Source organism: Pseudomonas sp. Pse35, from assembly GCF_024519715.1.
GTDB lineage: Bacteria > Pseudomonadota > Gammaproteobacteria > Pseudomonadales > Pseudomonadaceae > Aquipseudomonas > Aquipseudomonas paracarnis.
Window position 1 is genome coordinate 36,614 of sequence record NZ_JALJRP010000022.1, and the last position, 14,500, is coordinate 51,113.

12 protein-coding genes are annotated in these 14,500 nt (G+C 58.8%); 2 read left to right on the top strand and 10 right to left on the bottom strand.

What is annotated here, in order from left to right; translation table 11 throughout:
* Positions 1-2: 2 nt before the first annotated feature.
* The 10 genes from OC445_RS18425 to rpsB all read right to left on the bottom strand — a co-directional run bounded on the left by OC445_RS18425 (position 3) and on the right by rpsB (position 10,488).
* Positions 3-506, bottom strand: a complete 504-nt coding sequence (locus tag OC445_RS18425) for an OmpH family outer membrane protein (protein ID WP_003189173.1) — start codon at positions 504-506, stop codon at positions 3-5.
* A 45-nt stretch (positions 507-551) separates the two neighbouring features.
* Positions 552-2,939: an outer membrane protein assembly factor BamA gene (gene bamA, locus OC445_RS18430; protein WP_057975605.1), complete on the bottom strand. Its 2,388-nt coding sequence runs from the start codon at positions 2,937-2,939 to the stop codon at positions 552-554.
* A gap of 74 nt (positions 2,940-3,013) precedes the next feature.
* Positions 3,014-4,366 (bottom strand): sigma E protease regulator RseP, encoded by a 1,353-nt coding sequence (gene rseP, locus OC445_RS18435; protein ID WP_262020242.1) that lies wholly within the window; start codon positions 4,364-4,366, stop codon positions 3,014-3,016.
* A gap of 53 nt (positions 4,367-4,419) precedes the next feature.
* Positions 4,420-5,610, bottom strand: a complete 1,191-nt coding sequence (ispC, locus tag OC445_RS18440) for a 1-deoxy-D-xylulose-5-phosphate reductoisomerase (protein ID WP_198714773.1) — start codon at positions 5,608-5,610, stop codon at positions 4,420-4,422.
* The gene (locus OC445_RS18445; RefSeq protein ID WP_070415440.1) at positions 5,607-6,413 is read right to left on the bottom strand and encodes a phosphatidate cytidylyltransferase; all 807 of its coding nucleotides are present in this window, start codon (positions 6,411-6,413) and stop codon (positions 5,607-5,609) included. Before OC445_RS18445 ends, ispC begins: the two co-directional genes overlap by 4 nt.
* A complete protein-coding gene (uppS, locus tag OC445_RS18450) occupies positions 6,414-7,169 on the bottom strand; it encodes a polyprenyl diphosphate synthase (protein WP_005785713.1) in 756 nt (251 codons plus the stop codon). It lies immediately after the preceding gene.
* A 17-nt stretch (positions 7,170-7,186) separates the two neighbouring features.
* Entirely contained in the window at positions 7,187-7,744 is a 558-nt protein-coding gene (gene frr, locus OC445_RS18455; protein ID WP_003189163.1) for a ribosome recycling factor, read from the bottom strand.
* The gene (gene pyrH, locus OC445_RS18460) at positions 7,741-8,484 is read right to left on the bottom strand and encodes a UMP kinase (RefSeq protein WP_003189161.1); all 744 of its coding nucleotides are present in this window, start codon (positions 8,482-8,484) and stop codon (positions 7,741-7,743) included. The genes frr and pyrH overlap by 4 nt, the downstream gene beginning before the upstream one ends.
* Before the next feature lie 211 nt (positions 8,485-8,695).
* Positions 8,696-9,559 (bottom strand): translation elongation factor Ts, encoded by an 864-nt coding sequence (gene tsf / locus OC445_RS18465; protein WP_005785711.1) that lies wholly within the window; start codon positions 9,557-9,559, stop codon positions 8,696-8,698.
* Positions 9,560-9,750: 191 nt separating this feature from the next.
* A complete protein-coding gene (rpsB, locus tag OC445_RS18470; RefSeq protein WP_003189158.1) occupies positions 9,751-10,488 on the bottom strand; it encodes a 30S ribosomal protein S2 in 738 nt (245 codons plus the stop codon).
* Positions 10,489-10,876: 388 nt separating this feature from the next.
* Here rpsB and map point away from each other — a divergent pair, with 388 nt between their 5' ends.
* Both map and OC445_RS18480 read left to right on the top strand, forming a co-directional pair.
* Positions 10,877-11,659 carry a type I methionyl aminopeptidase gene (gene map, locus OC445_RS18475; RefSeq protein WP_054917857.1) on the top strand — a complete coding sequence of 261 codons (783 nt, stop codon included), beginning with the start codon at positions 10,877-10,879 and terminating at the stop codon, positions 11,657-11,659.
* Between the two features lie 64 nt (positions 11,660-11,723).
* Entirely contained in the window at positions 11,724-14,426 is a 2,703-nt protein-coding gene (locus OC445_RS18480) for a [protein-PII] uridylyltransferase (RefSeq protein ID WP_262020243.1), read from the top strand.
* Positions 14,427-14,500: the final 74 nt, after the last annotated feature.

The following is a 14,500-nucleotide window of genomic DNA, read 5'->3' on the forward strand; positions in this document are numbered from 1 at the left end:
GTTTACTTCAGCTGGTTCATGCGCTCGATCACCTGGCGGGTGATGTCGTATTGAGGCTTGACGTCGATCACGGCGCCACGCTCGAACACCAGGTCAAAGGCACCCTTCTTGATGACTTCTTCCACAGCGCTGTCCAATTTCGGCTTGAGCTGCTTGAGCATTTCGCGGTCGGCCACAGCCTTGGCTTCGTTCAGCTCCTTGGATTGGAACTGGTAGTCACGGGCCTTTTGCTTGAATTCAAGCTCCAGACGCTCGCGCTCGCCTTGCTGCATCTTGTCGCCACCGGCTACCAGGCGGTCCTGGATACCCTTGGCGCTGCTTTCCAGTGTCTTGAGCTTGGTCAGCTGCGGACCGAATTTCTTCTCGGCATCCACGGCGTATCGCTTGGCCGCATCGGACTCCAGCAGGGCCATCTGATAGTTCAGGACCGCGATTTTCATTTCGGCGAAGGCCGGGGTGGTGACCAGCACAGTGGCCAGCAAGACCAATTGAGTCAACTTACGCACGATGTACTCCTACAGAATCCGTTGTCGTTATCTTAGGTCAGACGCTTAGAACGTCTGGCCGAGGGAGAATTGGAAAATCTGGGTTTCAGCGTTATCCGGTTTCTTGATCGGCATGGCCAGAGCAAAGCTCAACGGGCCCAGCGCAGTCACCCAGGTCACACCCACGCCCACGGAGCTCGCCAGGTTGCTGAGGCTCACGTCGTTGCATTGAGTATTGGACTTCAAGCCACTTGGGTTTTTGATCTGTTCGCACTTGGAGTCGAACACGTTACCCACGTCCCAGAAGACCGAAGTACGCAGGGAACGCTGGTCCTTGACGAACGGCAGCGGGAACAGAATCTCCGCACCACCCTGGATCAGCACGTTACCACCGAATGGCAGCGGGTCGTTGTCCGAGTCAGCGACAGTGCCCTGGTTACCGGTCCGGTCAAAACCGCGGCTCGGCGTACCACGCGGACCCAGAGTGCTGTCCTTGAAGCCACGTACCGAGTTGAAACCACCTGCATAGTAGTTTTCATAGAACGGCAAGCCATTGGTCGAACCATAACCGTCGCCATAGCCCAACTCTGTGTGCAGGCGCATGGTGTAGTTATCGCTCAACGGCTGGAACAACTGGCCGCGGTAGTCGAGCTTGAAGAACGACAGGTCGCTGCCCGGCGTAGTGACTTCCGCGGTCAGGCTCTGGGAGTGGCCGCGGGTTGCCAGTACGCCTTTGTTCAGGGTCGACTCGGACCAGCCGGCAGACGCCTTGAAGTTCAGGAACTTGTCGCCTTCACGACGGGTGAAGTCGAAGATTTCGTCCACGGTATAAATACCGGTCTTGATCTCATCCTGCTGGGCGGTAAGGCCGAAGGTCAGGCGCGAAGTCTCGCTGATCGGGTAACCCACGTTTACACCGGCACCCAGGCTGTCGATCGCATAGCTTGCAACGTCAACATCGAGGTCTTTGTAGTCGGTGGTGCGGTAGAAGGCGTTGTAGCCCAGGCTCACACCGTCTGCAGTCCAGTAGGGGTCGGTATAGCCGAAGTTGTATCGGCTCTGGTATTCGCTGCGGGTCAGGCCGATGGACACACGGTTACCGGTACCCAGGAAGTTGTTCTGCGTGATGGAACCACCCAGGATCAAACCGGCACTCTGGGCAAAACCGACGCTGGCGGTGATCGAACCCGAGGCTTGTTCTTCAACGGCGTAGTTCACATCAACCTGGTCATCCACACCCGGTACGGCCGGGGTTTCGACGTTGACTTCCTTGAAGAAGCCCAGGCGCTCAAGACGGGTCTTGGACTGGTCGATCAGGTAGGTCGAAGCCCAGCCACCTTCCATCTGACGCATTTCACGACGCAGCACTTCGTCCGCGGACTTGGTGTTGCCACGGAAGTTGATACGGTTGACGTAGGCACGCTTGCCAGGATCGACGACGAAGGTGATGTCCACGGTGTGGTCTTCATCATTCGGGGTCGGCACGCCGTTGACGTTGGCGAAGGTATAGCCTTCGTTACCCAGGCGGCGGGTGATCAGTTCTGAGGTGGTGGTCATCAGCTTGCGCGAGAACACCTGGTCCTTCTGCACGAGCAGCAGGGACTTGACCTGGTCTTCAGGCACTTTCAGGTCGCCGCTGAGCTTGACGTCACGAACCTTGTACTTCTCGCCTTCGTTGACGTTGACGGTGATATAGACGTGCTTCTTGTCCGGGGTGATGGACACCTGGGTCGAAGCGATGTCCATGTTGATGTAGCCACGGTCCAGGTAGTAGGAGCGCAGGCGTTCCAGGTCACCGGAGAGTTTTTCACGGGCGTACTTGTCATCGTTCTTGAAGAACGACAACCAGTTGGTGGTCTTGAGTTCGAACAGGTCGACCAGGTCTTCATCAGGGAACTTGGTGTTGCCCACGACGTTGATGTGCTGGATGGCGGCCACGGTGCCTTCGTTGATGTTGACCTTCAGGCCCACACGGTTACGAGGCTGGGGGATCACTTCGGTTTCCACGGTCGCGGAGTAGCGGCCCTGGGCAACGTACTGACGTTGCAACTCGTTACGCACACCCTCAAGGGTTGCGCGCTGGAAGATCTCGCCCTCGGCCAGGCCCGATTGCTTCAGGCCCTTCATCAGGTCTTCAGTGGAGATGGCCTTGTTACCTTCGATCGCGATACTGGCGACGGAAGGTCGCTCGACGACCGTGATGACCAGGACGTTGCCTTCGCGACCCAGTTGGATATCTTGAAAGAACCCGGTTTTGAACAGCGCACGAGTGGATTCCACCAGGCGACGATCATCCGCCTGTTCCCCGACGTTCAACGGCAAGGCACCAAAGACGCTACCCGCGGAGACCCGCTGGAGGCCATTGACGCGAATATCGGAGATGGTGAAGGACTCGGCGTGAACTTCGGCGATCATCAATACGGTGAGAACCGCAGTTAGCAGCAGACGTTTCATGAAGTCCTTTCTTATTCCAACTGGCAATAAACAAACTGCCGCAAAATGCGGCAGATTCGCAATTCAGCGAAGCGTTACAGACGTCCCAGATCGTTGACCAGGGCTAACAACATCACCCCGACCACCAAACTGATACCAATCTGTATCCCCCAACCCTGCACCCGATCCGACAAGGGGCGACCACGCACCCACTCGACCAGATAAAACAGCAGATGCCCCCCATCCAATACTGGAATGGGCAGCAAATTCAGAACCCCAAGGCTAATACTCAGATAAGCCAGGAAATTCAGGAAATCCGCGACACCCGACTGGGCAGAAGCGCCCGCCACTTTAGCAATGGTTATCGGTCCACTCAAGTTTTTTACCGAGAGCTCACCGAACAACATTTTCTTGAGGGATTCGAGGGTCAGCACGCTCATGGTCCAGGTGCGTTTCGCGCCCTCTGCAATCGCTGCCAAAGGCCCGTAGCTGATCTCTCGCACCATCGATGGCGGCCATTCGACACCTTTGACCCCTGCCCCCAGGTAGCCCCCGGCCGCCTTGGCTTCGCCTCGCACCGACAGGGTCACGGGGACGTCGATTTGAGCACCTTCGCGCTCAACTTTCAGCACAATTTTGGTATCAGGGCGCACACGCACCAGGTCAACCACCTGCTGCCAGTCACCCAGCGCCTGGCCATCAAGGGCCAACAGGCGATCACCGGTTTTCAGGCCAGCAGCCTGGGCCGGCCCCTTTGGATCCAGCTCGGCCAGCACCGGCGGCAAGGCCGGACGCCAAGGGCGGATCCCGAGGGATTTGATCGGATCGGGCTCATCGGCGCCCTTGAGCCAATGGTCCAGCGCCAATGCCCGCGGGGTTTCGGCGCTGGAGCCCTGGTCACGCACTACCACATTGACGGTGCCGCTTTCACCCAGGCGACGCACCAACTGCAAATTGACCGCGCCCCACCCTGTGGTGGGTTCGCCATCAATCGATACAATTTCCTGCCCTGCCGTCAGGCCCGCCTTGGCCGCGATGCTGTCGGCTTCGACCGCGCCAATGACCGGGCGCACCTGCTGGCTGCCCAGCATGGCCAAGACCCAGAAAAACACCATCGCCAACAGGAAGTTGGCGATCGGTCCCGCCGCCACAATCGCAATACGCTGACGAACGGTCTTGCGATTGAAGGATTGGTCCAGCTGGTCTGCAGGCACTTCGCCTTCGCGCTCATCGAGCATCTTGACGTAGCCGCCCAACGGGATAGCAGCAATCACAAACTCAGTGCCGCGGCGATCATGCCAGCGCAACAACGGCATGCCGAAACCGACGGAAAAGCGCAATACCTTGACGCCGCAACGACGCGCCACCCAGAAGTGGCCGAATTCGTGGAAGGTCACCAACACACCCAGAGCAACCAGGGTGCCGACAATCATGTAGAGCGCACTCATCTAATTTCTCCGCATTTCAATCCAATGCCTGAAGACTCAAACCTGCCCGCGGCCTAACCCGCATTGCGATCCAACCATTGCCCGGCCAGGGCTCGGGCCTTGGTGTCGGCCTCGAACACCGCCTCCAGGTCATTCACTGCCACTACCGGCTCAAGCGCCAGGACGTCCTCGATGATACTCGCGATCTGCGGAAAGCGGATGCGCCGCTCAAGAAACGCCGCCACGGCCACTTCGTTGGCCGCGTTAAGCATCGCCGGGGCACTGTTACCCGCCTCGGCCGCTTGCCGCGCCAGGCGCAAACAAGGGAAACGCTGCTCGTCCGGGGCTTCGAAGTCCAGGCGCGCGATTGCAAACAAGTCCAACGGTGCTACGCCGGAATCAATCCGCTCAGGCCACGCCAAGGCGTTGGCGATCGGTGTGCGCATGTCCGGGTTACCCAATTGCGCCAACACCGAACCATCCACGTAATCGACCAGGGAATGGATCACACTTTGTGGGTGAATGACCACCTCAACCTGGTCAGGCCGCGCATCGAACAGCCAGCATGCCTCGATCAACTCCAGGCCCTTGTTCATCATGCTCGCCGAATCCACGGAGATTTTGCGCCCCATGGACCAGTTCGGGTGAGCGCATGCCTGATCGGGAGACACATGGTCCAGCTCGGCCGACGGAGTCTGGCGGAATGGGCCACCCGATGCCGTCAGCAAAATTCGGCGCACGCCGACCTGGCTCAAGCCGCGGGCAAAATCACCGGGCATGCACTGGAAGATGGCGTTGTGCTCGCTGTCCAGAGGCAGCAGCACCGCTCCGCTCTTACGCACCGCTTGCATAAAGAGTGCGCCGGACATGACCAAAGCTTCTTTGTTGGCCAGCAGGATTTTCTTGCCAGCATCGACTGCCGCCAAGGTCGGGCGCAAACCTGCCGCACCGACAATCGCCGCCACCACCGTATCCACGTCCGCGTCGGCCGAGACCTGGCATAAGCCTGCCTCGCCAACCAATACCTGAGTGGCCAGCCCGGCAGCCCGCAGATCATCCTGCAGACTGCGAGCCGCAGCAGCTTCCGGCACCACGGCAAAGCGCGGCGAGTGACGCACGCACAAGGCCAGCAACTCGCGCAAACGCGTGAAGCCGGTCAGGGCGAAAACCTGATAGCGATCGGGGTGACGCGCGATGACATCCAGGGTACTGAGCCCGACCGAGCCGGTCGCACCCAGCACCGTAACCTGCTGCAGGCGGCTCACGAAGCGATCATCCACAACAGCACGGCAAAAATAGGCAGCGCAGCGGTGAGGCTGTCGATACGGTCAAGCACACCGCCATGACCAGGCAACAGGTTACTGCTGTCCTTGATGCCCGCCTGGCGTTTGAACATGCTCTCGGTAAGGTCGCCCACCACCGAGATGAAGACGACAATAGCCGTCCCCAGCAAGGCCAGAAGCACCTCCTTTACCGACCAGTCACGCACCACACCGACCACCAGGGTGATCAGCAGCGTCAAGGCCAGGCCGCCGTATACACCTTCCCAGCTCTTGCCGGGGCTTACGGCCGGGGCCAGCTTGCGTTTGCCAAAAGCTCTACCCGAGAAGTAGGCACCAATGTCGGCACCCCATACCAACACCATCACAGCCAGGATCAATTCGTTGCCCAGCGGGTAACGCTTGATCTCCACCAGCCCTTGCCAGGCCGGCAAGAGGATCGCCAGGCCAATCACCAGCTTGCAGGCCACGCTGGACCACTGGCCACTGGTGCGCGGATAGGTGAGCACCAGGAAAGTCGCCAACGCCCACCACAACACTGCAGCCCCCAGCACCCAGGGCGCGATGTCCGGCAGGATGTACATGAAGAACAACAACAGCGCGACCAAGGCGGCATAGGCCACACGCGGCAACTGGTTGACGAAGCCTGCCAGGCGCGCCCACTCCCACGCACCAAGGGTCACAACCAGGCCGATGAACAGCGCAAAACCGGAACCGTCGAGCAGGAAAAAACCGCACAAGGCAATCGGCAGCAGGATCAGCGCCGTGATGATTCGTTGTTTAAGCATTTAAACCCGGGCTCCAGCTTCGATCTGCTCGCTCGTTTTACCGAAGCGACGCTGACGGGAAGCGAAATCAGCCAGTGCATTACGCATGGCATCGTGTTTGAAGTCCGGCCAGAACAGGTCGGAGAAGTACAGCTCGGTGTAGGCCAACTGCCACAGCAGGAAATTGCTGATGCGATGCTCGCCACCGGTACGAATGCACAAGTCCGGCAACGGCAGGTCGCCGGTCACCAGGCAGGTTTGCAACAGTTCGGGCGTGATGTCGTCCGGGCGCAGATGGCCGGCCTGCACTTCGCGGGCCAGCCGCTGCGCAGCCTGGGCGATATCCCACTGGCCACCGTAGTTGGCTGCGATCTGCAACACAAAACGGTTACTGCCGGCAGTGATGGCCTCGGCTTCACGCATGGCAGCTTGCAGCTCCGGATGGAACCGCGAGCGATCACCAATGATGCGCAGACTGATGTTGTTGTCGTTGAGGCGCTTGGCCTCACGACGCAATGCCTTGAAGAACAGGTCCATCAAGGCACTGACTTCATCGGCGGGCCGCTGCCAGTTCTCACTGGAGAACGCGAACAAGGTCAATACTTCGACCTTGGCCTCGGCGCACACCTCAATCACCGCCCTTACCGCGTCAACACCCGCTTTATGCCCGGCAACACCCGGCATAAAGCGTTTTTTCGCCCAGCGATTATTCCCATCCATGATGATCGCGACATGGCGCGGCACCACGGAGGGCACAGTCTGCTTGGTCTTTTCCATGAAGGCGTCCTGACCCCTTATACGGCCATCAGGTCCTTTTCTTTTTCTTCGGTCGCCTTGGTGATCTGGGCTTCGGCGTCCTTGGTCAGCTTGTCGATATCAGCGACGGCGCGGCGTTCTTCGTCTTCGCTGATTTCCTTGTCCTTGACCAGCTTCTTCAGATCGCCCAGTGCATCGCGGCGGATGTTACGCACGGCAACGCGCGCATCTTCAGCAGCACTGCGCGCCTGCTTGGTGAAGCCCTTGCGGGTTTCTTCGGTCAGGGCTGGCATGGAGATCAGCAGCAACTCGCCCAAGTTGGTCGGGTTGAGGTTCAGGCCGGCACTCTGGATAGCCTTGTCGACGGCGGCGAGCATGTTGCGCTCGAAGGCAACAACTTGCAGGGTACGCGAATCCTTCACGGTCACGTTGGCCACGCCGCTCAGCGGGGTGTCGGAACCGTAGTAAGGCACCATCACGCTGCCCAGGATGCTTGGGTGCGCCTTGCCAGTACGGATCTGGCCAAAGGCATGGCTCAAGGATTCCAGGGATTTCTGCATACGCGCCTGGGCGTCTTTCTTGATTTCGTTGATCATTGTTGGCCTTCCTCGATCAGAGTCCCTTCTGCGCCGCCGTGTACGATATTCAGCAGGGCGCCGGGCTTGTTCATGTTAAATACGCGCAGCGGCATCTTGTGGTCGCGGCACAGGCAGATAGCGGTCAGGTCCATGACACCCAGCTTGCGATCCAGTACTTCATCGTAGGTCAGATGATCGAACTTCTCGGCATGCGGGTCTTTGAATGGGTCTGCAGTGTATACGCCATCCACCTTGGTCGCCTTCAACACCACGTCGGCATCGATTTCGATAGCACGCAGGCATGCGGCCGAGTCGGTAGTGAAGAACGGGTTACCTGTGCCAGCAGCAAAGATCACCACTTCCTTGGAGTTCAGGTGGCGCATGGCTTTGCGGCGATCATAGTGATCGGTCACGCCAACCATGGAAATTGCCGACATCACGATGGCCGAGATGTTGGCGCGCTCCAGGGCGTCGCGCATGGCGAGGGCGTTCATCACAGTGGCCAGCATGCCCATGTGGTCGCCGGTAACCCGGTCCATACCGGCCGCACTCAGTGCCGCACCGCGGAACAGGTTGCCACCACCAATCACCAGGCCGACCTGCACGCCGATACCGACCAACTGGCCGACTTCCAGCGCCATGCGGTCAAGCACCTTGGGATCGATCCCGAACTCTTCCGAGCCCATCAGGGCCTCGCCGCTGAGCTTGAGTAGAATGCGTTTATAGCGAGCCTGATAACCACTGCCCTGCTGAGCCATTGCGAATCTCTCCTGCGGCGTATTTTTTAAAAAATTCTTGGCGAGCCGTTTACGGCTTGCGTTCACTCTAGCTGGACGCTGTCACAGCGCCATCGGAACACGGCTTTGTAAGCCAGTTCCGAGAGGAAACCAAATAAAATTGGCCTTCCCATTTGAAAAGAGGCTGCGCGCGTGAGCGGGCAGCCTCTTTCGGCGACAGTTTGGAACTGTCTTATTGCTTGGCGGCAGCCAGCTGGGCAGCAACTTCTTCAGCGAAGTTGTCGACCGGCTTCTCGATGCCTTCGCCTACTTTGAAGTAAGTGAAGGAAACGATTTCAGCACCGGCTTTCTTGGCCAGTTCGCCAACCTTGATTTCAGGGTTCTTGACGAACGCCTGCTCAACCAGGCTTGCTTCGGCCAGGAACTTGCTGATACGGCCTTTGACCATGTTCTCAACAATGTTTTCTGGCTTGCCTTTGATTTTTTCTTCGTTCAGCTGCAGGAACACAGCTTTTTCACGCTCGATCGCTTCGGCCGAAACTTCCGAAGGCAGCAGGAACTCAGGGTTGCTTGCAGCAACGTGCATCGCGATGTCTTTGGCCAGCTCAACGTCGCCGCCTTTCAGAACAACTGCAACACCGATTTTGTTGCCGTGCAGGTAGCCACCAACTACGTCACCTTCAACGCGAACCAGGCGACGGATGTTGACGTTTTCGCCAACCTTGCCGACCAGTACCAGGCGAGCTGCTTCTTGAGCTTCGATCAGAGGCTCAACAGTGGTCAGCTTGTCAGCGAAAGCTTTTTCGACGCTGGCAGCAACGAATGCCTTGAAGTCATCTTGCAGAGCCAGGAAGTCGGTCTGGGAGTTCACTTCCAGCAGAACGGCGGATTTGCCGTCTTCTTTCAGAGCGATAGCGCCTTCAGCAGCCACGTTGCCTGCTTTCTTGGCAGCCTTGATGGCGCCGGAAGCACGCATGTCATCAATGGCTTTTTCGATGTCGCCGCCGGCCTTGGTCAAGGCCTTTTTGCAATCCATCATGCCTTCGCCGGTACGCTCACGCAGTTCTTTAACCAACGCTGCAGTAATCTCTGCCATTTCAAAATCCTCTTGGATAGGTTTTCAACCATTCCACCCGATCAAACGGGCGATCAATTCTTCCCGAATTTCCGTTGTAGGCCGCTGCACGTTACAAATAATGTAGCTGCGCTGCCGACAAATGGTTTTCGAGGTGGCAAAAAGGGGGCCAAGCCCCCTTTTTGCTTACTGAGTCAACGCCAGGGCGTCAATTACTCAGCGGCAGCTACCGGAGCTTCTTCAACGAACTGCTCGGTACCACCAGCAACGTGGTTGCGACCACGGATTACAGCGTCAGCCATCGAACCCATGTACAGCTGGATAGCGCGGATTGCGTCATCGTTGCCTGGGATGATGTAGTCAACGCCTTCCGGGCTGCTGTTGGTATCGACTACGCCGATAACCGGGATGCCCAGCTTGTTGGCTTCGGTGATCGCGATGCGCTCGTGATCAACGTCGATAACGAACAGTGCGTCAGGCAGACCGCCCATGTCCTTGATACCACCCAGGGAACGATCGAGCTTTTCCAGGTCACGGGAGCGCATCAGCGCTTCTTTCTTGGTCAGCTTGGCGAAAGTACCGTCTTCGGCTTGTACTTCAAGGTCACGCAGACGCTTGATGGAAGCACGGATGGTTTTGAAGTTGGTCAGCATGCCGCCCAACCAGCGGTGATCGACGTACGGCGAACCGCAACGTGCTGCTTCTTCAGCAACGATCTTGCCAGCGGAACGCTTGGTGCCAACGAACAGGATCTTGTTTTTGCCCTGGGCCAGACGTTCTACGAAAGTCAGCGCTTCGTTGAACATTGGCAGGGTTTTTTCAAGGTTGATAATGTGAATCTTGTTACGCGCGCCGAAAATGTACTTACCCATTTTCGGGTTCCAGTAACGGGTCTGGTGACCGAAGTGCACACCGGCCTTCAGCATATCGCGCATGTTGACTTGGGACATGATAGTTCCTTAATAAGTCGGGTTTGGCCTCCACGTATCCCAATGACCAACCAGCGGCATCAAGGCCTCCGGCACCCAGGTCATCGTGTCGACACGTGTGTGGATTTAAGCTTTGCGGGGTATCCCCGGAAAGCGGCGCATTTTATACCACAGCATCGGCAAAAACGAAACCCGCAATCACACTTGCCGGTCGTCGTCTTTGCGTAACCCCTTGAATACAGCCAACATGCCTCTACCTCATAGAGAGAAGCGATCACCAGACGCGCATGATTTGCCAGCATCGTCTGTTAGAATCGCGTTTTTTGGGACTTGCGCGAATGCTGTACCCCTTTGTCGCGCTCCCCGTGAACCGTATTGATTTCAGCGCGTCGCGCTAGAGAGAGCCTGTATGACCGTTACCTTGAAAACCGCCGAAGACATCGCAGGCATGCGCGTTGCCGGCAAACTGGCTGCCGACGTGCTGGAAATGATCGCCGAACACGTCAAGCCCGGCGTCACCACCGAAACGCTGGACCGCATTTGCCACGACTATATAGTCGACGTGCAAAAAGCCATCCCTGCCCCGCTGAATTACAAAGGCTTCCCCAAGTCGATCTGCACCTCGATCAACCACGTGGTCTGCCACGGCATTCCCGGTGACAAGCCACTGAAAGACGGCGACACCCTGAACATCGACGTCACGGTGATCAAGGATGGTTACCACGGCGACACCAGCCGCATGTTCCACGTCGGTAATGTGCCGGTATGGGCCGAGCGTCTGTCCCAGGTCACCCAGGAATGCATGTACAAGGCCATCGAGATCGTCAAGCCCGGCTGCCGCCTGGGTGACATCGGTGAAGTGATCCAGAAGCACGCGGAAAAGAACGGCTTCTCGGTGGTGCGCGAGTTCTGCGGCCACGGTATCGGCAAGGTGTTCCACGAAGAGCCGCAGATTCTGCATTACGGCCGCGCCGGCACCGGCATGGAACTCAAGGCCGGCATGACCTTCACCATCGAACCGATGATCAACCAGGGCAAGGCCGACACCAAGGTGCTGGGCGACGGCTGGACCGCCATCACCAAGGACCGCAAGCTCTCGGCCCAGTGGGAGCACACCCTGCTGGTCACCGACACCGGCTACGAGATCTTCACCCTGCGCGCTGACGACACCATCCCACGCGTTTCTGCCTGAAGGTCGCCCAGGTTTTCCCGCAACGTGTTGTGACTGACTGATAGATAGAAAGGAAAGCCGAACGATGCCCCAGGTGGATCCCGAACTCTTCGACCGTGGCCAATTCCAGGCCGAGCTGGCACTGAAGGCAAGCCCCATCGCCGCCTTCAAGAAGGCTATCCGCCAAGCCCGCGAGGTGCTCGATGCGCGCTTTCGCAGCGGCCGGGATATTCGCCGCCTGATCGAAGACCGCGCCTGGTTCGTCGATAACATCCTGCAAAAGGCCTGGGAGCAGTTCAATTGGAGTTTCGACGCCGATATCGCCCTGGTGGCGGTCGGCGGCTACGGTCGCGGCGAACTGCACCCCTACTCCGACATCGACCTGCTGATCCTGCTGGACCAGGCCGATCACGAGATCTTTCGCGATTCCATCGAGCGCTTTCTGACGTTGCTGTGGGACATCGGCCTGGAAGTCGGCCAGAGCGTACGCTCGGTGGACGAATGCGCCGAAGAGGCCCGTGCCGATCTGACGGTGGTCACCAACCTGATGGAAAGCCGCACCATCTGTGGCCCCGAGCGCCTGCGCCAGCGCATGCTTGAAGTCACCAGTACCGCACACATGTGGCCAAGCAAAGACTTTTTCCTGGCCAAGCGCGCCGAGCAAAAAGCCCGGCACCACAAGTACAACGACACCGAATACAACCTGGAACCCAACGTCAAAGGCTCACCCGGTGGGCTGCGGGATATCCAGACAATCTTGTGGGTGGCGCGCCGTCAATACGGCACGCTGAACCTGCGCGCCCTGGCCGGCGAAGGCTTTCTGGTGGAGAGCGAAAATTCCCTGCTGGCCTCGTCCCAGGAATTCCTGTGGAAGGTGCGCTACGCCCTGCACATGCTGGCCGGTCGTTCCGAAGACCGCCTGCTCTTCGATCACCAGCGCTCTATCGCTACCCTTCTGGGCTTTGAAGGCGAAGATGCGAAGACCAGCATCGAGAGCTTCATGCAGCAGTATTACCGGGTAGTCATGAGCATTGCCCAGCTCAGCGACTTGATCATCCAGCACTTCGAAGAAGTGATCCTGGCCCCCGAAGACGAAGCGCCACCGCAGCCGATCAATGCGCGTTTCCAGTTGCACGACGGCTATATCGAAGCACGCAACGACAACGTGTTCCGCCGCACGCCGTTCGCCATGCTGGAAATCTTCGTGTTGATGGCCCAGCAGCCGGAGATCAAAGGCGTGCGTGCCGATACCATCCGCTTGCTGCGGGAAAACCGTCACCTGATCGACGACGATTTTCGCAACGACATTCGCAATACCAGCCTGTTTATCGAACTGTTCAAGTGCCGCATCGGCATCCACCGCAACCTGCGACGCATGAACCGCTACGGCATTCTCGGGCGCTACCTGCCGGAGTTCGGCTTTATCGTCGGGCAGATGCAGCACGACCTGTTCCATATCTATACCGTCGATGCCCACACCCTGAACCTGATCAAGCACCTGCGTAAGTTGCAGTACACCCAGGTGTCAGAGAAATTCCCGCTGGCCAGTAAGCTGATGGCCAAGCTGCCCAAGCCCGAGCTGATTTACCTGGCCGGCTTGTACCACGACATCGGCAAAGGCCGGCATGGCGACCACTCGGAGATCGGCGCGGTCGATGCCGAAGCCTTCTGCCAGCGCCACCAGTTGCCGGTGTGGGACAGCCGCCTGATTGTCTGGCTGGTGCAGAACCACCTGGTGATGTCGACCACGGCCCAGCGCAAGGACTTGTCCGACCCGCAGGTGATCCACGACTTTGCCGGCATCGTCGGCGATGAAACCCGCCTGGATTACCTGTATGTGCTGACCGTCTCCGACATCAACGCCACCAACCCGACGCTGTGGAACTCCTGGCGCGCCAGCCTGTTGCGCCAGCTGTACACCGAGACCAAGCGCGCCCTGCGCCGTGGCCTGGAGAACCCGGTGGACCGCGAAGAGCAGATCCGCCGCACCCAAAGCGCAGCCCTGGATATCTTGGTGCGCGGCGGTAACGACCCGGACGACGTCGAGCAACTCTGGTCGCAACTGGGTGACGATTACTTCCTGCGCCACACCGCCGGCGACGTGGCCTGGCACAGCGACGCGATCCTGCAGCAACCCGCCGATGGCGGCCCGTTGGTCTTGATCAAGGAAACCACCCAGCGCGAATTCGAAGGCGGCACGCAGATCTTCATCTACGCGCCCGACCAGCACGACTTCTTCGCCGTGACCGTGGCGGCCATGGACCAGCTCAACCTGAACATCCATGACGCCCGGGTCATCACCTCCAGCAGCCAGTTCACCCTCGACACCTACATCGTGCTCGACGCCGACGGCGACTCGATTGGCGACAACCCGGCGCGCGTGAAAAAGATCCGCGAGGGCCTCACCGAAGCCCTGCGCAACCCCGACGACTACCCCACCATCATCCAGCGCCGGGTGCCGCGCCAGCTCAAGCATTTTGCCTTTGCGCCTCAGGTGACCATTTCCAACGACGCACAGCGCCCGGTGACGGTGCTGGAGCTCAGCGCACCGGATCGCCCAGGCCTGCTGGCGCGTATCGGCGGGATTTTCCTGGAGTTCGACCTGTCATTGCAAAATGCCAAGATTGCGACCCTGGGCGAGCGGGTAGAAGACGTGTTCTTTATCACCGATGCCGACAACCAGCCACTGTCCGACCCGGAGCTGTGCCTGCGTTTACAGGCGGCAATCGTGGAGCAGTTGAGCGTGACCCAGGAACCCGGTGTCGAGCTGACCAGACTGACTATTTGAATTCTTAACTTTGTGAACACGAGTCATGTGGGAGCTGGCTTGCCTGCGATGCAGACACTTCGGCCCGTCCGATC

Coding starts and splice junctions, on each gene's coding strand:
- rseP (WP_262020242.1), bottom strand. CDS start 4,366: ATGAGTGCGCTCTACATGATTGTCGGCACCCTGGTTGCTCTGGGTGTG.
- rpsB (WP_003189158.1), bottom strand. CDS start 10,488: ATGTCCCAAGTCAACATGCGCGATATGCTGAAGGCCGGTGTGCACTTC.
- OC445_RS18445 (WP_070415440.1), bottom strand. CDS start 6,413: ATGCTTAAACAACGAATCATCACGGCGCTGATCCTGCTGCCGATTGCC.
- OC445_RS18480 (WP_262020243.1), top strand. CDS start 11,724: ATGCCCCAGGTGGATCCCGAACTCTTCGACCGTGGCCAATTCCAGGCC.
- pyrH (WP_003189161.1), bottom strand. CDS start 8,484: ATGGCTCAGCAGGGCAGTGGTTATCAGGCTCGCTATAAACGCATTCTA.
- frr (WP_003189163.1), bottom strand. CDS start 7,744: ATGATCAACGAAATCAAGAAAGACGCCCAGGCGCGTATGCAGAAATCC.
- tsf (WP_005785711.1), bottom strand. CDS start 9,559: ATGGCAGAGATTACTGCAGCGTTGGTTAAAGAACTGCGTGAGCGTACC.
- uppS (WP_005785713.1), bottom strand. CDS start 7,169: ATGGAAAAGACCAAGCAGACTGTGCCCTCCGTGGTGCCGCGCCATGTC.
- map (WP_054917857.1), top strand. CDS start 10,877: ATGACCGTTACCTTGAAAACCGCCGAAGACATCGCAGGCATGCGCGTT.
- bamA (WP_057975605.1), bottom strand. CDS start 2,939: ATGAAACGTCTGCTGCTAACTGCGGTTCTCACCGTATTGATGATCGCC.